The sequence below is a fragment of the Aureliella helgolandensis genome, from assembly GCF_007752135.1.
GTDB lineage: Bacteria > Planctomycetota > Planctomycetia > Pirellulales > Pirellulaceae > Aureliella > Aureliella helgolandensis.
In genome coordinates this window covers 7,137,792-7,156,807 of sequence record NZ_CP036298.1, presented here as the reverse complement: position 1 = coordinate 7,156,807, position 19,016 = coordinate 7,137,792, and the positions used below count along the sequence as shown (strand labels likewise).

Genomic DNA, 19,016 nt, shown 5'->3' with positions numbered 1-19,016 from the left:
CTTAGGCGTCCAAGCACGAGAGGTTCCGAGTGCATTCCAGATTGCAGGAGCATTCTACAATGACTGGTTGTGGCGTGCATTGCCGTTGTGGGGCAATGCATCTCCCCCCCCCCATCGGTCACACCGGCATTCTACGTTTACTTGTTGTTTGGGTCATCGCGAAGGCCGAGATGGTCCAACCAGCGTCGTTTCCGAGAAGCTCCCGGGGTAGCGTTGTCGGAAGCCTCTGCATCGCTCGAAGCGGCCAATTGCTGTCGCAGGTCTTCAGCCTCCGATTCCAGCATGGTTCGCTCTCGGGCCAAGCGAGCCCGCTCCATCGATAGATCGATTTCCGCTTGGCGTAGTTTCTCCTGCCATTCCGTTTGGATGTCTTTTAGCTTCTGGCGTTCTTGTTGAATGAGCGGCTCAGAATCAAACATTTGCGCGATCGCTGCTGCTCCGATGGCGACTCCCTGTTTCGTGTCCGACTGTTGTTCGATAATTGAGCGGAGTTCTTGGATTTCATGATCGCGGGTTTCAATCTCGTGTTCCGTGGTCGCCAGAACTTGTTCAATCTCTAGCCGTTTGACGGTGGCTCCCTCGCCCTCACCAGTACCGCTCTCGTCCTCGCACTCCTCTTCTAACTGTCGCATGATGAGTCGCTTGCGCTCCTCCCAACTGAGACTCTCATGGTCGCAAGGCAGGTTGGTAGCCGCGTTCTCTCTGGCCAGTTGGAATTCGGATAATTGGGAGGATAGATCGGAATTCAGATTCTGCAGTTCACTGAGTTCCTCACGCGATTGTTGGAGCAGTTCTCGTAACGATTCGTACTCGCTATCGGTGTTCCCTCCACTGGCCGATTCCAATACCGACAGATGGATGCGAGCTTCCTCTAGTTCATTCTGAAGGTTGACGAGCTGCTCTTGGGTGGATTGGAGTTCCTGTTCTGCAGACTCCTTCTGTTGAGCCAGTTCTTCGGCTAAGGAGTGTTCCTTATTCTTCAGCGACTCATGCTCTTCCAGCAATTCAGACTCGGTATTCAGAGACTGGCTCAGCTGTTCGGATTGCAGAGCCAGTTGTCGTTCCAGTTCATGCAATTTGCTTTCTAATTCAGCATGCATTTCGGGGTCGATGACTGGATTGTTGCACTTGACTTCCAGATCGAGGTTGGTGGTGCGGAGCTGGAGGTTCTCTTCCTCGAGCAGTTGAGCCACGACTTGCAGGTCTGCCAGGGCAGTGGCTGCCTCGTTGTTGGATTCGTCGGAGTCTTGATGCTGCTCACGGAGACTGTTGAGTTCTTGTTTGAGAGACTCGATTTCAGCTTCAGTTGCCTCTTTAGCTTGTTGCAACTCGCTGCTATTGGCATCCACGTTCTGCTGCTGTTCGCGGAGCGAATTGAGCTCTTGTCGGAGCGACTCGATCTCTGCCTCGGCAGCCTCTTTCGATTGTCGCAGTTCTTGGGTGCTTGCATCCGAATCTTGGTGCTGCTCGCGGAGACTCTGGAGTTCTTGTCGGAGTGACTCGACTTCAGCTTCGATCGCTTCTTTGGCTTGTTGCAGCTCGCCGTTGCTTGTGTCTGTGTGTTGGTGTTGTTCACGAAGCGAATTGAGCTCTTGTCGGAGCAACTCGATCTCCGCGTCGGCAGCCTCTTTCGATTGCCGCAGCTCTTGGGTGTTCGCATCTGAGTCGCGATGTTGGTCGCGGAGTGCATTGAGTTCCTGTTGGAGCGATGCAATTTCCGCTTCGGCAGCTTCCTTCGACTGGATAAGGTCTTGGTTGCTTGCGTCAGAGCTTTGATGCTGATCTCTCAGCGCGGCGAGTTCCTCCTTCACGGCTTGGACCTCGGCATCTGCGGCTTCTTTCAACTGCGTCAATTCACTGTGTTGAGATTCGGCGTTCTGCAGGCGTTCTTCGAGTTCACCACGCGAGGCGCTCAGCGACTCGACTTGCTGCGTCAACTCGGCATGTCGGTTTTCGGAATCCGACGCTTGAGAGCGTTGTTCTTCTTGGACAGCCAATGCGGAGTCGAGCTGTTCTTGGAGTGCCTGTTGCTGTGCTTCCGCGGCGGTCAGTTGGTTGCGGATTTCCAGAATCTCTTCCGAGGATTCGAGACCAGCGCGCTGCTCGAATTCTTCGCGTAGCTCCTCGCGCACTTCCTGGCGAACGCTTCGCGTCAACTCCTGCCGCTCTTGTTCGAGCGCTAGGGCAGCTTCTGCGCGGCGAAGTTGCAGGGTTCGCGCCACCGACTTGCGTTGTCGCGCCAATTGAGATTGTTGGCAGTAGAGCTTGGCGCGTTGTTCTGAAAATTCGCGATCTTGTTCGTCCAATCGCCGCTCGCGCTCGTCGAGCTGCTGCGTGCGATGCTGGGCCTGCTGCAAGAGGTCGGACAACTCGTTGGCGGTCGAGTGTTGGAAGGCTGTCGCAATGTTGACCTGCCATTGCGAGAGAGATTCATCGATCGAGTCGATAATCTGGTTGATCGACAATTCGCTGCTTGGGGGGGGCGTGTGGCTGCCTGCGAGCAACTGTTGCAGGCCGTCGAAGAGTTCTTCATAGAGCGCATGAGGAAGTGTTACATGGTCGCTCGCTGCCTGCGTCTCAGAAATCTCCGCGCGAAGCCGCTCTTGGACTTCGGAAACCCACGTTGCGACATCAGGAGCCAAGTTCGTAGCGCGATTCATAGTTATCCAGATCCGTTCAGTAAGAGCAGCGACTATTGTTTCTTAGTCTTTTTTTCTCCCCGGAGACCAAAAAGTCAGGGCACTAGATTCATGCAATTCCAATTGCCACTAGGCTAAACTCTGGTTGTAGCGATAATTCCGACCAGCGAGCGCACAGCTTTGAATGAACAACCGGCGGGGAATCACCGGGAAGCTGGAAGCGATAGACCGTGAAGTACTGACCCGAATGGCAAATCTGATGGCGAAAAAGAGCAAAGCGAAGCAGGATTCGAGCGAGCAGTTCGAGGGATTGGAGTTCGAGGAAGCCTTGGCAAGCCTGGAGTCAATCGTGCGTCGGTTGGAGGATGGCGGAAGCTCCCTGGAGTCTTCCCTGGAGGACTATTCCCAAGCTGTTGGGCTGCTCAAGGGATGCCATCAGCAACTTGAGCAAGTCGAGCGAAGGATCGAATTGCTCAGTGGGGTCGACGCGCAGGGAAATCCAATCAGCCAAGCTCAGGCGGACTCGACCGACAGTTTGCAGCAGAAACAAGAGGGGCGGAGCCAGCGGCGGACCGCGGATAGCAGTCGGGCAAAGAAGCAGACCCCGCCGCCTGCGACTGGTGAAGAGTTGTTCTAGCGCGATTTATGTTAGAGAGTAAGGATTCAGAAAACCAAGGCATGGCCGAAAATATTCAACAAAGCTGGCTGACACGAATTACCCCCATGCGCGAGGCGGTCGATCATGCGCTCGCTGAGTACCTCGATGGGATCGTCGATTGTCCCCAGCGATTGACCGATGCACTGCAATACAGCGTATTGTCCGCCGGCAAGCGACTGCGCCCCATCCTGGTCCTGCTCGCCTGTGAAGCGTGCGGCGGTGAGTGGCGAACTGCCTTGCCGGGTGGATGTGCCGTCGAGTTTGTGCACGTTTACTCCTTGATCCATGATGACTTGCCAGCCATGGACAACGATGATCTGCGGCGCGGCATTCCCACGAGCCATAAGAAGTTTGACGAGGCAACTGCAATTTTGGCTGGCGATAGCCTGCAAATGCTGGCGATGGAGGTCTTGAGCCACCAATTGCCAGCAGGCGTGGCCCTCAAATGCTGCCAGGTCCTCAGTGTGGCTGCTGGGCGTAGTCGGTTGGTGGGGGGGCAGGTCGATGACTTAGCCGCCGAAGGACGTTGGGGGGAGGAGGCTCGAGGCGCATTAGCACTCGACCCACTCGCCTACCTCAAAAGTATCCACCGCCGAAAAACTGGAGCCCTAATTGTGGCTAGTCTCGAAATTGGCGCTACAATTGGGGGGGCAAGTCGGGCGCAACTCGACTGTTTGACACTTTTTGGACACAATATCGGCCTGGCGTTTCAAATCGTCGATGATTGCCTAGACGAGGAGTCGACAAGTGATCAACTTGGTAAGAATACTCATAAGGACGGTGGTTTGGGTAAGTTGACCTATCCCGGCCTGCTGGGGCTCAAGGAGTCCCGGCAGATGGCGGAACAACTCGTGAGTGATGCAATCGATGCGATTGCGGTATTGGGTGAGAGAAAAGGTAGTCTGGTCAAGTTAGCTAGATTTGTGGTCGACAGGAGCAATTGAGACATGCCAGAGATCCTTGAAACACTCGACTCCGCGATCGACCTGCACGGCAAGAGCGCGAAAGAGTTGAAGCAGGTTGCGGACGAAATACGAGAGGTCCTGTGCGGCCTGTTGAGTATTCGGACGGCCCATTTTGCTTCGAATCTGGGGGTAGTCGAGCTTTGCTTGGCATTGCATAGCACCTTTGATTTTCGTCACGACCGCTTAATTTGGGATACAGGGCACCAGGTCTACCCCCATAAACTGGTGACCGGACGGTACAAGGATTTTGCCAATATTCGAACCCGTGGTGGATTGATGGGGTATCCCAATCCCGCGGAGAGCGAATATGACCTGTTCATGACAGGCCACGCCGGCTGCAGCATTTCAACGGCTTTGGGACTCCAAAGTGGCGACGACATTCGTGGCGAGGGGAACCGCAAGAGCGTGGCGGTGATCGGCGATGGCGCCTTTCCGTCGGGAATCGTCTTCGAAGCTCTCAACAATGCTGGTGAGTTGAAGAGCGATTTGTTGATGATACTCAACGACAATCGGATGAGCATTTGTCCGCGGGTTGGTTCCGTGGCTACCTACCTCGATCGCTTGCGCACCAATCCGTTCTACACCGGATTGAAGACGGAAGTGGTGCGGATGCTGAACCACGTCCCCGTTTTCGGGGATCCGGCCGAGCGGATGCTGGCGCAAATCAAAGAGGGGGTAAAGGCCGGGTTGCATGGCGGCATGCTGTTCGAGGAACTGGGGATCCGCTACGTGGGCCCCATCGATGGTCACGACATTGAATTGATGCGCAAGTACCTCAGGATGGTCAAAGACCAGGAAGGCCCCGTGCTGTTGCATGTCGTGACCGAGAAGGGGCACGGTTACCAACCTGCCGCTCAGGATCCGGTCTTCTTCCACACTCCTCCTGCGTTCCGCGACGAGCAGGGGGAAGCCAAGATTTTGGTGAAGAGCGGGTCACCGGCCTATACGAATTTCGCTCGAGATGCCATTGGCGCTGCCATGCGGCGCGATCCGCGGGTGACCGTCATGACGGCTGCCATGTGTCAAGGAAATAAACTGGAACCGGTCCGCGAAGAGTTCCCGAAGAGATTCTTTGACGTGGGGATTTGTGAATCCCACGCCGTTGCCTTTGCTGGAGGCCAAGCGAAAACGGGGCTGAAACCAATTGTGACGATCTATAGCACATTCTTGCAGCGGAGCTACGACCAGATTTTTCAAGAGGCGGCCCTGCAAAACCTGCCGGTAACTTTCATGATGGACCGTGCGGGGCTGGCCGGACCCGATGGCCCTACGCACCATGGTGTCTATGATATTGGCTACATGCGAGTCTTTCCCAATATGGTCTTAATGGCTCCTGGCACCGGAGCTGAATTGGGACAAATGCTCGATTTTGCGATCGAGTTGGATTGTCCGGTGGGCATCCGCTATCCCAAAGCGGCGGCAGCCGAGATGGAATTGCCCGAACAACCGATCAAGCTTGGCAAGTCGCAAGTCGCCCGCTGGGGTACCGACGGTGCGATTCTGGGCTTGGGCCCCATGTTGGAATTGGCCCTGGCGGCTGCAGAGCAGCTCGCGCAGGAGGGAATTGACATTGCCGTGATCAATCCACGCTTCATCAAACCGCTGGATCAAGAGCTTTTGGCCAAGGTCTTCAATGAGTGTCGATTCGTAATCACCGCTGAGGAAGGGGCTTTAATGGGTGGCTTCGGTAGTGCCGTCCTAGAGCTGGCCTGTGATCAAGGTTGGGACACTCGCGTGCTGAAACGCCTTGGGATCCCCGATGAATTTGTCGAGCATGGTGAACGCGAGGACTTACTCGCGGATGCAGGCATGTCGGTTGCCGGTTTGGTCGAAGCGTGTCGCGAGCTAGCTAGTCGAGCGGCGCTCTCGGTCTAAGACGCTTCCCGTCGATGCCCCGCTTCTCGTGCACCAGCGGGCCTACTCACCGGCCTGAGTGTTCCGCCCCAATGCGTTTCGGGCCGAGTGTGTTTCGGGCCGAGTGTGGTCGCGCAGGCAGCTCTGGGGGAGAATTCTGCCTTGCCCAAAATCCCCAGCCACCTAGCAGACTTGGTAGGCGATACAATTCAGGACTTGACTGGCCTAGCTCTTCGAAGTCTGAGAATACATGACAACGCAATATCCATGGAATTCGGCCGCTGGCGCAAAGCCACGCGTTGTCGTGCTGGCGTCGGTAAATCGCGCACGTGTGCGGACGGAATTGGGGCGTATTGAGAGAATTCTGGCCAAATCGGCAGACATCGTGGCCATCGACGAAGATGAGTCGTTTGATTTCCAGAAAGAGAAGGCCGATCTGGCGGTCGTCCTAGGGGGGGATGGTTCGATCCTCTCTGCCGCCCGGCGGATGTGTCTGCAACAGATCCCCGTGATCGGGGTGAATTTGGGACGACTCGGCTTTTTGGCTGCTCTTGGCGAAAATGAGTTGGAAGCGATTTGGCCCGAGGTCTGCATGGGATGCTATCCCATTGACGAGCACGCCATGCTGCAGTGCACCATTGTGCGCGGATGGGGAGCCTCATCTGAGTCGGGCGTGTCAGAGTCGGGGTATCAATTGGCCCTCAATGAGGCGTCGATCATGGGAGGGCCGCCCTTTTCAATGCTGCAGATCGATCTTTACGTGGATGACGAATTGGCGTCTACTTACAGTTGCGATGGACTGATTATTAGCACACCGGTGGGGTCTACGGCACACAATTTGTCTGCAGGAGGCCCGATCCTGCATCGCCGCTTGGAAGCGGTGGTGATCAGTCCCATTAGCCCCCATACGTTGACCATGCGGCCAGTCGTCGATCGGGCGGACCGAAAGTTCGAGATGGTGATTCGGCAAGGCCATGAGTCGGTGGCTGCGGTGTTTGACGGTCGAGTGCTGGGCCCATTGAGGGAAGGGGATTGTTACCGCATCACGCGCGCACCCGTTTCCTTCCAAATGATCAGCGTGCCAGGTAAGGGCGAGTACAAGACGCTTCGCGATAAACTTGGCTGGGGGGGCAACCCTCGCGTAAATAAACGCTAGCAATTTCATTCCTGGGACGGAGTCCAGAACTATGTTGTGCATCACCCGTTGTTTTAAGCTCGTGGGGTTCAAGCTCTTACTTCTCTCGACCGTGTGCGGTCTGGGTGGGCTTCCTGCTACGCCCCTGCATGGCCAAGCGAACCAGAGTCACCTGATCCGCTACAAGCTCAAGCCGGGCGAAACCTTGGTGTCCAAAGTGGTGCACTTCGCTGAAACCAGAACGGTCATGTCCGATCTGGAGGAGGAGAGCACTTCGAGAACAACCACTGAAAAAGTGTGGGAGGTGACCGATCTGGCAGCCAATGGCGACATGACGTTTGAGTATCGCATCAATTCGGTCAGCATGGCCCAAACGGTGGGCGAAGGTGAGGAGCTGAGCTATGACAGCCAATCCGATGCTCAAGTCCCCGACATTTTCAAGCATGTGGCAGAGACGATCGCCAAGCCCTTGGCACTGATCACCATCAATGCGCGTGGGCAGATTGTCAAACGCGATAAAGAGCTGCAAGCGCCACAGTTGGGAATTGGTGAATTGACGATTCCCCTCCCGGAAGAAGAGATTGGGATTGCGGGCCAATGGAGCGTTCCCCGAGAACTGCGGGTCAAGTTAGAGAGTGGTGCTTTCAAGACCATCAAGGTGCGCGAACTCTATACTCTAGAAAAGGTTTCTGCGGGGGTGGCCACGATTTCCATTGTCACCCAACCACTGACTCCCGTGAATGATGCGGCCGTCGAAGCTCAGTTGATTCAACAACTCAGTCGGGGGGAGATCAAATTTGATCTCGATCAGGGACGCATGTTGAGTAAATCCCTGGTCTGGAAGGACGAAGTGCTCGGATTTCGCGGAGCCGAGACGTCGTTGAGCTACGATGGGAAGTTCACGGAAGAATTGCTGCCAGCCACCAAACGGACCGCAGCGAGGGCGGCTGTGGAACGCGCAAAGTAGTCGGCTCATGCAGCGAAACAACCCGTGCGATCCGTTGCACGGGTGGCTGTGGAAAGACCGAGCATACTTGGCCGCGTTGTATGCACTGCTTTGGGGGGAGCCCCAGGGCCGTGAAGACGGTTTTCCACCCCACCGGGCGGCGCGGGGCATTTGCTTGAAACTGCCGTTCAATCGCCTATACTGCAGTGACTACCAAAATCGGTTGGCCATTGCATGGAGGTGCGTTAGCGCCACCAAGTCGCACCGGTCAGCTCGTTGAGAACTGTGTGAACGGATCTGCCAGTCCCCTACTTGCCGTGGTCTACCGTTGGTTGGATGCCAATGGCTTGTCCCTCGATCGCAGCTAGTTTTGTTATGAATAAACCAGATCCCTTGAACGCCTTGGCTGTGGCTGCGATCGATTCGTTTGGCAAGCGAAATCGCAAGCGTTCTGGGCAAAAGGTGAAGGTGGAAGAGCAGCTTGAGAAAGCAGCGGAGCAGCCAACGGCTGACGACGTCGGCTCGCGTCGCGATGCATCGCATTGTATTCCAGGGCCGCGGCAGCCCTCCCCTCCCCTCCCCTGCCGCATCGGCCGCTTTCGCGTGGAGTCGATTGCCGGACAGGGAGGATTCGCAATCGTCTATTGTGCGTTTGATGAAGTTTTGTGTCGTAACGTTGCGCTCAAAGTGGTCAAGCGAAAGACGATTGCGGATCTTGAAAAGGTGTCTTTTCAGATTCGTGAAGCCCAAGCGGTCGCTCGGCTTAGTCACCCCAATATCGTACCGCTCTATGAGGTGGTCGAAGACGCCGATCAGTTCTGCTTGGTTTCGGAATATTGTGAAGGGGTAACACTCGCAGATTGGCTGGAAGAGCATCCTGGTCCCTGTGCTCCCCAGGTAGCCGTTGAGATCGTGCAGCAGCTGGCCGCCGCAATTGCACACGCGCATTCGCGAGGACTGGTGCATCGGGATGTGAAGCCTGAGAATATCTTATTGGTTCCGGTGGAGCGTCGAGTTTCGAGTCTGGAGCTGGTTCCCCGATTGACCGATTTTGGATTGGTTCGCGACCTGCGAACTCCAGTCGATGAAAAACACGACGGACTGCTCGGGACGCTTGATTACATGGCGCCAGAACAGATTATGTTGGGGCCGGAGAATCATGGAGCGGCCGCGGATATTTACACGCTGGGGGTCTTGCTCTATCGCATGTTGGTTGGCCGTCTGCCGCACGAAGGGCTCAATGCACTGGGGATTATCCGCAGTACTTGCAGTGACGGAATTGTTGCACCTCGCAGCTTGCTTCCACAAGTATCGCGCGACCTCAACGCTGTCTGCCTGAAATGTCTACAAAAAGATCCGGAACAACGCTATGAATCGGCACAGTTGTTGGCCGCCGATCTGGAGAACTGGCAACAGGATCGCCCCGTGGCAGCCAGACCCCAGGCGTTCAGCGAACGTTGCTTCCATGGGATTCGTCGCGCTCCGATTCAAGCGGGGTTGGTCCTGCTCATTTTTGTACTCTCGTTTGTTACCGCACTGGCCTTAGCTGGGCTCAACCGGCAACTCGAGGTCAATAGCCACAAACTCCAGCAGGCCTTTGGTAAGGCTCAAGATCGTGAGTGGGATGCCCGGCGGAATGAACGGAAAGCCAACGAATTACTGATCGAATCCGAAAAGCATCAGTTGCAAGCGGTGAATGCCGTCTATCAGATGGAAATACCGCGTGGTTTCAAAGCCTTAGCACGCAATTGTCCCTGCGATGCCCTAGCAATCTGTCGCTCATTGGCCACTTACGTGGGCGACACAATTCCACTCGGAATCGATTACAGAATTCTTCACGGTTTGGCTTCCCAAGACTGGGTGAACTTGCACCAGTCGGAGCGTTCAATTGAAGAGGTGGTGCGTGTTCCCAATCGGCCCTGGGTAGTCAGCGCTGGAGAGGCTGGGCAGGTCTGGATCCACAATTACCTGACGGGAGAAGCCGTCGCCGAGATCACCTACGAAGCCGGTACGAGCATTTATGCCTTGGCTTGTTCGGCGGATGGGACCAAGCTGGCCGTAGGTCGCGCCTGGTCTCCGGATGCGCTACGAGAGAACAGCATCAATACCGTTTGCATTGAACGGCTCGACGATTTCTCGGTCGACGAATCCTTGGTGGTGCTTGAGGGCTTTGATACGACGGTGGAATCCTTGGCGTTTAGCCCCGATGGTACGCAACTCGCCATCGGCACGCGCTACGAACCCATTCAAATTCGTTCACTGCTGCCTGACCAGAATACGGTTGTCCGGACGGAGCTGGCGGGGCCGGGAGGCTTGTTGCGACGCAACGAATCGTTGAGCTTTATGGCGGGCGGAAAACGCTTGCTGGTCAACCGTGTGAAGGGGACCATGTCGATTTGTCACCCGGAGTCTGGCGAAGAGCTGCGGGTGTGGGAGATGCCCAATCGGCCCGCGAGATGGGCGTTGTCGCCCGATGAACGCTGGCTAGCTTGTGATGTGGAAGCTACGGACAATGTGGAGGTTTACCATTTTGACAAGGGCCTTCGGTCCGCCCCCAAGTTGCGATTCATCCTCACTGGTCTTGCAGCTGGAAAGAATTTCTTGGACTTTTCTCCCTCGGGAGAACGCCTGGCGGTCGGGCAAGCCAATGGCGCAATCGCAGTCTGGAATCTTCCCATCCAACGCAAGGGTCGAAACCGAAAACCCGTGGAGCTTGAGCCGTTCTACGATGTTGTTTTGCACCATGCTTCTGTGACTTCCATTGCTATGTTGAGCGAGGATGAGATTGTCAGCGGTGCCAAAATGGGAAGCTGTGTGATCAATCGAATTCCGGTGGCCAGAACTCGTCTCGCCGCAGCATCTGATCTGCCAACCCAGTGCGCTGCCCTAACACCAGACGGTGACCATGTCTATCTAGGTGCTCACGACGGACGCCTGATGCGCGTCGATGTGGATACCTCGGAGACCACGGAGGTCTTGCCTGCTCAGGGGAGCCCCTTGGTCTATCTAAGCGTTGCACCCAACGGCAAGTGGCTGGGAGTCGCATGGGAGAATGGAAAGACCGCTTTGCTCGATAGAGAACGACAGGAATTGTGCTTTGAGCAGATGGCTCAGGGAGAGATTGAACGGAGACCCAATCCCGTGGGGATTCTATTCAGTGGCGATTCGCGAAGAATGTTGGTAGCCAATGCGATCGACGTGATCCAATCTTGGGATCTGTCGGCATGGCCTGGCGATTCTCGTGCCGCTAATTCACCAGCGCCCGAGAAATCTCCTTTCCCGATCGATACCTTGTTGCTTGAACGCGAAGCAGAATCGATGCAATTCAGCGCCGATGGACAACTTCTGATTTATGGGGGGCGAGCGGAAGAGTTGCGTTCAGTCCAGCTGAACGATTCTGCGGAGTCGATTCTGATGAGTGGGCCTCAAAACGCAACCTCCCTACACTGGGACCACTCCCGAGAGCTGTGTTGGGTGGGGTACCGCGATGGACGCGTGCGAACCTTCGATCGCCAGGGCAATTGTGTCTTGGAGAGTCCGCTGATGTCGCGCTCTTCGTTCCATACTGTTGGAGAGGGCTCCGAACATGCTTCGGTCACCGCACTCACTCTCTCCGCCGACGGGAAATATCTCTTTACTGGAGATTCAAATGGCCGGCTGCTACTTTGGAATGCAGCAGAATTGAAATTGATCGCGGAACTTAGCGATGGGCAGCAAGCCGGTCAAGTCAATGCACTTCAGCTTTCCCAAGACGGCAAGACCTTGATGTACCATCAGTTGAAGCCCGACGATTCGCTCGGGCATGGCTTGAATCTAGTTCGCATGTAGCTCATCCGTCGCAGGCGTCCTGGTTGGCTGTCGGTCGATGCTCGCTAGCGCCAATACAGCGGACTAATAGCTCCACCAACCGCAGTACTGCCCTAGCTGCATGATCCAGGGACTTGTCCAGGGATTTCTCCAGGCGAACGAGGCTGAAAATACGCTGATCGCTAACAAGCCGATTACTAACATGCGTTTGGAGGGGGTGGAAATCGTCCGCAATTGCGCGACCGCCAGCCAAAACCAGAGCGGGATGAGCCAGAAAGCCCAACGAAAGCCACTGCTGACTCCACCGTAATTGCGGTCCTCGAGAGGGCGTGTCAAATAGAATCCGATGGAGACTAAGCTTGTGGCGACAATGGCGCCAGCCAGTAGCAACTGGTAGTTCTTGAAGAAACCAACTTCCGGTCGTATTCGGCAGATTGCAAGGAAACCTCCCACGGCCAGCAGCCAGAAGGGAGTTAGACTGAAGATACCGTGGTGTCCCAGTAGGCTGTGGAAAACGTATTTGGCTTGATTGGGCTCTCCACGATCGACTCCTTGTTTGCGATCGTTTGTCCAGTAGCTGCCTGGGTAGTCGTACCAGTCGTCCCATTCATAGACGCCGATCGCGCTCCCTGCTTCGTCCCGCTTCAGGCCCAGCCGTACCTGTGTGAGTGGATCCCACAATTCGAAGACTTCGGGGCGCCGTGCCTTGCGCAGGACGGCACTGGACGAGCAAGGGAGTTCCAGGGTCGACAGTTCTTGCCGCACTTGCGATAGTTCCAATTCGAGCAGATTGGGAGAGGCTTCGATGGCGAGTGTGCCAATTCTTGGTCCCAATGACCGATGGCCATAGGCGGGGACAAGTTCTCCATGGGCTGCAAAGTTGGTCGCAAAAAAGGCGATCGCAACTGGCAGTAGAGCTGGAGCGTAGCCGAGTAAGGTTTTCCGCCAGTCGACGAACAGCAACATGGCACCAGCGGCAGCCACCCAACTGAGGGCGGGCAATTCATTCGCCGCACCAAAGCTGGTCGTCAATCCGCACAGACAGAACCACAGCCACCGCCGCTCTCCTTGGATCGCGATTTTATGGAGACACCACAGAGAAATTCCCACTGCTATCGCGGCAGGTAGATGGTTGTTGAGGGTGTTGACGAAGGTCGTGAGATAGGTGCCGAAGACCAAAAAACACGCTAGGGTAAGCGTCGTCCAGACCCCCAATTGCTCGTTTTCTAGCCAACGTAACCAGAGCCACCAGAAAAGCATGAGCGGAAGAAGGTTCACCAGGGCCAGCATTGTGCGGACGACGACGAACGGCTCACCCATCAATGTAGCGCCGGTCAGCGAGCGAAGTCCCCAGTAAATTCCGCTGTAGAGGGTTGGAAGCAACGGAGGTTTGCTGCTATAGAAATGTTGCCTGCCGTCTGCCCCACGATGTTGGACGAGGTCGATGGTGTACCAATTCCGGCGCCGCGTTTGCGGATCGCGAATCTCCAGAATGTCATCAATTTCATACGAGCCATTCACCGCCAACGCAGCGATCGTGCACCATCTGCTTCGATCATTCGCACTCAGTAGCGGAGAATCGCCAGTGCTCGATTGAACTTGCACGATGCGGCTCAACTGCATCGCCCCCACCAGTGCCAGGATCATGATCAGTAGCCAACGCGTGGTGGCTGAGTCCGATTGGGGGGCTGGGGGGCGGAGAGACCGCTTGTTGGGCGATGCTAGGTTGTTGGGCGATGCTTTGTCCGATGTCATCGTCACTCTGCTAGTCCTTCTTCGGAATCCGATGATTGGGAATCTCGCGTGTCCTTAGCCAGACTGTAGGGACGATGGGTGGGGCGGTTTTGTGCAGTAAATAATTCAGCAAGGAATCCGATGGAAATTAGCTGCACCCCGAGCAAGAGTGCCACGATGCAGTAGTAAAAGATGGCCTTGCTATGCAAGTGAATCTCTTCGAGCGGGGTGACGCGAGTCACGATCCATAATAGCGTCAGCAAGACGAGTCCCGTGGCTCCTCCCAAGAATGAGAAGAGGCCAGCGGTTCCAAGCATATGCTGAGGACGATTTCCATAACCGGTTAAAAAGTAGACGGTTAGCAGATCAAGAAAGCCTTTGATGAAGCGTTCAAAGCCATATTTCGATTGCCCATGTTCACGAGCATGGTGTTGGACCACAATCTCCGACACGCGAAAACCTCGCGCTGCGGCCAAAACTGGAACGAAGCGGTGCATCTCTCCGTAAAGATAGACTTCGTCCATGACCCCGCGTCGGTAGGCTTTCAGTCCACAATTATGATCATGCAAATGGACCTGAGTCAGCCAGCTGATCAAGCCGTTGAACAGCCGGCTTGGGAAAACCTTGTGCCAGGGATCATGCCGGACTTTTTTCCAGCCTGAGACGACGTCAAACCCTTCATCTAATTTGGCGAGCAGATTGGGGATCTCTTGAGGGTCATCTTGCAGGTCGGCATCCATGGTGATAATCAAATCGCTGGTTGAGTTTTCGAAACCAGCGGCTAAGGCGGCCGCTTTGCCAAAGTTGCGACGTAGCTTAAGCCCTCGGACTTCCGCGTGTTCCTGAGCTAGTTTCTCAATCGTTTTCCAAGAATCATCTTGGGAGCCATCATCGACCATCAGAATTTCATAATTCAGGGGATGCGTCCGCGCAACATCGGCGATGCGTTTAACAAGTTCAGCCAGACTGTCTTGCTCGTTGTAGACCGGTACCACGATGGATACTTTGGCAGTTGGGGAATCTGAGTTCATCGCATCAATCAATCGGAATTAGGAAATGTCGAGTTTGGGGAGGGAACGCTTGGTGTTGCAGGGACCGAAGGCGATTCCAAAGGATTCAATCAGAGGGGCTGCCCGGTGGTGTTGAGCTTGGCAGAAGTGGTGTTGAGCTTGGCAAAAGACGAATGGCGGCGAGCCCACCGACGGTGGATAGTTCGGTAGTGAGCCAGACGATCCGCATCCACAGGGCTCCGCACAACGCGGCTGTTGGACCAACCACAGGGGCCAGGACCGTCGAGAGTACAACCTCGCGGACCCCTGCCCCGCCGGGAATGAGCGATACAAAACCGACTACGACCGCCAGGGCACAGGCGCCCAGGGAACTGAGGAAGAGCTGGAACCAACTGGAAGAGGCAATTTCAGTGCTTGGTAAACTCAGCAGGACGCTCAAAAGACTGGCCCCGAACAGTAACCAGGTGAGCGTTAGGGCCAGCCATCCGCGGATGGTCAGACGCCAACCGGCCCGTGCAACCCATTGTGCGACCAGCTGGGGTGCGACGTTCTTCTGCAATTTAGGGATGAGCCGCCGCAAGACTGGAGGATAGGTGGGGACAAAGGTGACGAGCAACAGGCCGACAGCGAGCAGCGTTAGCCAAAGCTCGACATCGAGCAGGATGAGGCAGATTGCAGCAATGGCTCCGCCGACCGCCATCATGGTCAACGTTTCCATGAAAATGGTGATGCTGGTCGCAATTTTCTGGACACCCGACTTCTCCAGTGCGGAGACTCGCAATACCAAGACCATGGCTTTGCCCGGAAAATACTTGCCCAGGTTGCCATAAAAGTATGCCCAAATCGTTGTCAGCAAGTCGGGGGTCTGACCTAGGGCTAGGAGGCATTGTCGCCAGTAAAGGCTGGCTGGCAGCATGCCTAGCGCGTACAGCACTCCTGCCAGCACAAGCCCTCCTGGACTGGCCTTCCAAAAGTTGTCGGCATTCGTTTCCAAAACCTCTGCTTGCTGTAGCAACGCCTGTTGTTGGGCTGGCGACAGTGTGGATTGTTGGACCTCAGCCTGTTCGCGGAGTTGGTTAGCCTGTTGACGCAATTCCGTACGCTGCGTTTGGAGTTGATGGGTGGAATTGCGCACGCTGTGGTAGATCCCCCAAGCGACGAGACTGAGCACGACGCACTTGAGAGCCAGTTTTACGGTGGAGGAGATCCTGCGTTTGGGGGTCAATGCCAGGGGCCGTTTCTTTTCTTACGCCATTGTAAAGTGGAGAGCGCCCAGATTTTCGCACAAATCAGCCCTTCTCACCAGTTGCCCTCCCGGCGTTCCAAGACATCTCTTAGTACACTTGTTTCGGCTCGACTCAGCCCGGGAGTCGATTTGCTGCTAGGGGGGCTTTGGCCGTCGCGCCGACTGGCTCTTTTCAAAATTACGCTTCTCGGTCTTGCTGGACTTCCATGTCACGTTTGATTTCGTTTGCGGTGTTGATCGCGAGTATTGTCGCGATTGGACTCCTGTTCTACAAAGTGCTGATTGGATTCTTCGTTCCCGTCTTTCTGGCCGCCGTTCTGGTCGTTGTCTTTCGCCCTTTGCATCGTTGGGTGCTCGAAAAAACGGGGCATCGGGATCGCTTGGCAGCCGTGGCAACCACGTTGCTCATCATGCTGACGCTCATGATACCGGTGGGCGTCGTTGTCAGCATGGCCGCCGTGCAAGGGCTGAGGTTGATCAAGGACAACAATAATCCCTCCGTGATTCGCCTCCGCATCGAAACGATTCGCGACTCGCTCGGTCTGCAAATGCCCAGCTATGAGGATGCACTGGAGGAGGTTGGGGTTGAGATCGATAAAGTGATCGACAATACCAATGCACCCTACGTCTCGGGCGATAACAAGGCACTTCAAGACAGTGGGCGTCGCGTGAAGCAGGCGTTGACGCGACTCCAAGAGCGGATACATGTGCAGTCCGGGGCGGATTGGGATGCCCAAATTACGGAGTTGTTGGAGCAGGCCGAGGCGATTGGCCAGCCCGATGAGGATGATTTCGTCGCCTCCAAAGCGGCCGTGCAACTACGTTCTCAATTCGGCAAATTGAAGACGGAGCTTTTGGGAGGAACCATCCGCTCGTTGGCTAAAGAATACGCCAATCCAACGGCAGAAAGTGTCAGGGGAATGACCGAAACGATGGTGAACTATGTTCGCCCTCGCTTATTGTCGATCACCGGGGCAACCGGTGCCTTTATGGTCAAGTTGATCTTGGGCAGCATCATTCTCATCGTCGCCACGTTTTTCTTCCTCTACGACGGTCCATCGATGATTAAATCGGTGATGCGTTTGAGTCCGTTGGATGACAGCTACGAAGAAGAGCTGTTGCTTGAATTTGATCGCATCAGTCGCGCAGTCGTGCTGGCCACCGTGCTGTCCGCCCTGGTGCAAGGGGTTACCGCTGGCGTTGGGTACTATTTTGCGAGCATGGATGTCTTGGTCTTACTGGTCATGCTGACCACTATATTTGCAATGGTTCCCTTTGTTGGGCCCGCTGTCGTCTGGGTACCCGTCTGCTTGTATCTGGGGCTCTATGAAGGGCGGATTTGGGCTGCCTCCCTGTTGGCTGTGTGGGGCGTGGCCGTGGTGGGGACGGTCGATAATATCGTTAAGGCGGTTGTGCTACACGGACAATCCCAGTTGCATCCTCTCTTGGCACTGCTCAGCGTCTTGGGAGGTGTGCAGACACTCGGGCCCATCGGGATTGTGGTGGGCCCGATGGTAGTGGCCATGCTGCAGACACTGCTCAGCATTTTGCAACGCGAGCTGATGCACTTCGAGGGGCAACGCGTCGTCTTCAGCACCGAGGGGGTGAGTGAGGAGGCCGTCGTCTCGAAATCTGCGTCTGCAGAATCTGTTGCCGCAGAGTCCCCGCCTACTGCAACGGCTCCCGCGAGCGACGCTTCCCAAGCAGGCGCCTCTGGTGAGGAAGCTAGGACCGAGCCCGATTCCCTGCCGAAAAACCAAGCTTCTAGCCCTCCACCCAAACGCGGTTCACGCGCCACGCGGCGGACGCGGTCTAAGAAACGCTGACCATGCCTGAGTTGCCAGAAGTTGAAACCATGTGCCGCGGTCTGCGTCCGCTCCTGGGACGTCGCATCGCAGATGTCACGCTTCCAGCCTGCCGCTATCGACCCATCGTGATTCAGCCAGCCATCGGAACGATTCAGCAACAGTTGGTAGGAGGGGCGATCGATCAAATTTCTCGACTTGGAAAACGGGTCGTATTGCACATAAGTCCCCATGTGCTGGTTCTGCAGCCGAAGATGACCGGATTGGTGTCGCTAGAGCTGCCGCCTTCCCACGAGCATGTGCGGTTGCAGATTGATTTTAAGGGGCAGCCACGCCTGAGGATGTTGTTTTGGGATCGACGTGGGCTGGGAACGGTCGAGATGCTGCTGGAGGAGGAGCTGCACCAGCGAATCGTCCAGGGACGCTTGGGGCCCGATGCGCTGGCCATCACTCTGGCCGAATTCCGACAGCGACTGTCGAGTACATCGCGGGCAATCAAAGTCGCCCTACTGGATCAAAAGCTGTTGGCAGGCGTTGGGAACTTGTATGCATCGGAAATGTTGCATCAAGCTCGTATTCATCCCGCGCGAGTCTGTAGCAGCCTGAGCTCGAAAAAGACTGCTGCCTTGCATGCCGCCATGCTCGAAATCCTGCTAACCGCTATCGAGCACGAGGGATCGACTCTGTCAGACGGCACCTACCGAAATGCACTCAACGATCCCGGTAGCTACCAAAACATGCATCGCGTTTACGATCGAGCTGGGGAGTTGTGTCCCCAGTGCCAGCGTTCCAAGATTGTCCGCATCGTCCAAGCTCAGCGGTCAACGTTCTATTGCCCCACCTGCCAGCGCTAAGGCAGCCTTGGCTACGCAGGTCTGGCAGGCCCCCAGCCAGCGTAGCTCTTCTGCAATCAGCTTGCCGCAATTCTCTCGCAACCGCAGGACGCGATCCGCCGTCATCCGGTCGAGAGCTCAAGGGGGGCAGCAAGCAACACTCCTACTCGTGCTCCTACTCCTACTCCTACTCCTACTCCTACTCCTACTCCTACTCCTACTCGTGCTCGTGCTCGTGCTCGTGCTCGTGCTCGTGCTCGGAGAGTTTCAAGCTAAAGCCCACTCCGCCGAGCCCCACACCGCCGACTACAACGACGCCTGGTACGTTGGCATGCTTGGCCTGTAAGTGTGGCTTGCCTGTTCCCCGCTGCATCCCAGGCACGG

Annotated in this window: 14 protein-coding genes; 10 read left to right on the top strand and 4 right to left on the bottom strand. The window is 55.8% G+C overall.

Annotation, left to right across the window (positions count from 1 at the left end):
* Positions 1 to 137: 137 nt before the first annotated feature.
* Positions 138 to 2,660 (bottom strand): hypothetical protein, encoded by a 2,523-nt coding sequence (locus Q31a_RS25340; protein ID WP_145084211.1) that lies wholly within the window; start codon positions 2,658 to 2,660, stop codon positions 138 to 140.
* Positions 2,661 to 2,886: 226 nt separating this feature from the next.
* On the opposite strand from Q31a_RS25340, the gene xseB reads away from it, so the two are divergent.
* The 7 genes from xseB (at position 2,887) to Q31a_RS25310 (ending at position 12,025) form a co-directional block, all read left to right on the top strand.
* Positions 2,887 to 3,276, top strand: coding sequence for an exodeoxyribonuclease VII small subunit (gene xseB, locus Q31a_RS25335; protein WP_231690929.1), 390 nt, complete (start codon positions 2,887 to 2,889; stop codon positions 3,274 to 3,276).
* A gap of 8 nt (positions 3,277 to 3,284) precedes the next feature.
* Positions 3,285 to 4,241 carry a polyprenyl synthetase family protein gene (locus tag Q31a_RS25330; RefSeq protein ID WP_231690928.1) on the top strand — a complete coding sequence of 319 codons (957 nt, stop codon included), beginning with the start codon at positions 3,285 to 3,287 and terminating at the stop codon, positions 4,239 to 4,241.
* A 3-nt stretch (positions 4,242 to 4,244) separates the two neighbouring features.
* A complete protein-coding gene (gene dxs / locus Q31a_RS25325; RefSeq protein ID WP_145084200.1) occupies positions 4,245 to 6,137 on the top strand; it encodes a 1-deoxy-D-xylulose-5-phosphate synthase in 1,893 nt (630 codons plus the stop codon).
* Between the two features lie 229 nt (positions 6,138 to 6,366).
* The gene (locus Q31a_RS25320; RefSeq protein ID WP_145084197.1) at positions 6,367 to 7,272 is read left to right on the top strand and encodes an NAD(+)/NADH kinase; all 906 of its coding nucleotides are present in this window, start codon (positions 6,367 to 6,369) and stop codon (positions 7,270 to 7,272) included.
* Between the two features lie 31 nt (positions 7,273 to 7,303).
* On the top strand, positions 7,304 to 8,218 hold the full coding sequence (locus tag Q31a_RS25315; RefSeq protein ID WP_145084194.1) for a hypothetical protein: 915 nt from the start codon (positions 7,304 to 7,306) through the stop codon (positions 8,216 to 8,218).
* A gap of 185 nt (positions 8,219 to 8,403) precedes the next feature.
* Positions 8,404 to 8,565, top strand: coding sequence for a hypothetical protein (locus Q31a_RS30545; protein ID WP_197355686.1), 162 nt, complete (start codon positions 8,404 to 8,406; stop codon positions 8,563 to 8,565).
* A 7-nt stretch (positions 8,566 to 8,572) separates the two neighbouring features.
* Positions 8,573 to 12,025 carry a WD40 repeat domain-containing serine/threonine-protein kinase gene (locus tag Q31a_RS25310; RefSeq protein ID WP_197355684.1) on the top strand — a complete coding sequence of 1,151 codons (3,453 nt, stop codon included), beginning with the start codon at positions 8,573 to 8,575 and terminating at the stop codon, positions 12,023 to 12,025.
* 63 nt (positions 12,026 to 12,088) lie between these two features.
* Here Q31a_RS25310 and Q31a_RS25305 read toward each other — a convergent pair whose 3' ends face one another.
* The 3 genes from Q31a_RS25305 to Q31a_RS25295 form a co-directional block, all read right to left on the bottom strand.
* Positions 12,089 to 13,765 carry a hypothetical protein gene (locus Q31a_RS25305; protein ID WP_145084188.1) on the bottom strand — a complete coding sequence of 559 codons (1,677 nt, stop codon included), beginning with the start codon at positions 13,763 to 13,765 and terminating at the stop codon, positions 12,089 to 12,091.
* Positions 13,762 to 14,769: a glycosyltransferase family 2 protein gene (locus tag Q31a_RS25300; RefSeq protein ID WP_145084185.1), complete on the bottom strand. Its 1,008-nt coding sequence runs from the start codon at positions 14,767 to 14,769 to the stop codon at positions 13,762 to 13,764. Before Q31a_RS25300 ends, Q31a_RS25305 begins: the two co-directional genes overlap by 4 nt.
* Positions 14,770 to 14,854: 85 nt before the next feature.
* Positions 14,855 to 15,973 (bottom strand): lysylphosphatidylglycerol synthase domain-containing protein, encoded by a 1,119-nt coding sequence (locus tag Q31a_RS25295; RefSeq protein WP_197355674.1) that lies wholly within the window; start codon positions 15,971 to 15,973, stop codon positions 14,855 to 14,857.
* 227 nt (positions 15,974 to 16,200) lie between these two features.
* Between Q31a_RS25295 and Q31a_RS25290 the strand changes: the two genes are divergently transcribed.
* The 3 genes from Q31a_RS25290 to Q31a_RS30540 all read left to right on the top strand — a co-directional run bounded on the left by Q31a_RS25290 (position 16,201) and on the right by Q31a_RS30540 (position 18,978).
* The gene (locus Q31a_RS25290) at positions 16,201 to 17,820 is read left to right on the top strand and encodes an AI-2E family transporter (protein WP_145084179.1); all 1,620 of its coding nucleotides are present in this window, start codon (positions 16,201 to 16,203) and stop codon (positions 17,818 to 17,820) included.
* A gap of 2 nt (positions 17,821 to 17,822) precedes the next feature.
* On the top strand, positions 17,823 to 18,653 hold the full coding sequence (gene mutM, locus Q31a_RS25285; protein ID WP_145084176.1) for a bifunctional DNA-formamidopyrimidine glycosylase/DNA-(apurinic or apyrimidinic site) lyase: 831 nt from the start codon (positions 17,823 to 17,825) through the stop codon (positions 18,651 to 18,653).
* A 148-nt stretch (positions 18,654 to 18,801) separates the two neighbouring features.
* Positions 18,802 to 18,978 (top strand): hypothetical protein, encoded by a 177-nt coding sequence (locus Q31a_RS30540; RefSeq protein WP_197355665.1) that lies wholly within the window; start codon positions 18,802 to 18,804, stop codon positions 18,976 to 18,978.
* Positions 18,979 to 19,016 lie beyond the last annotated feature (38 nt).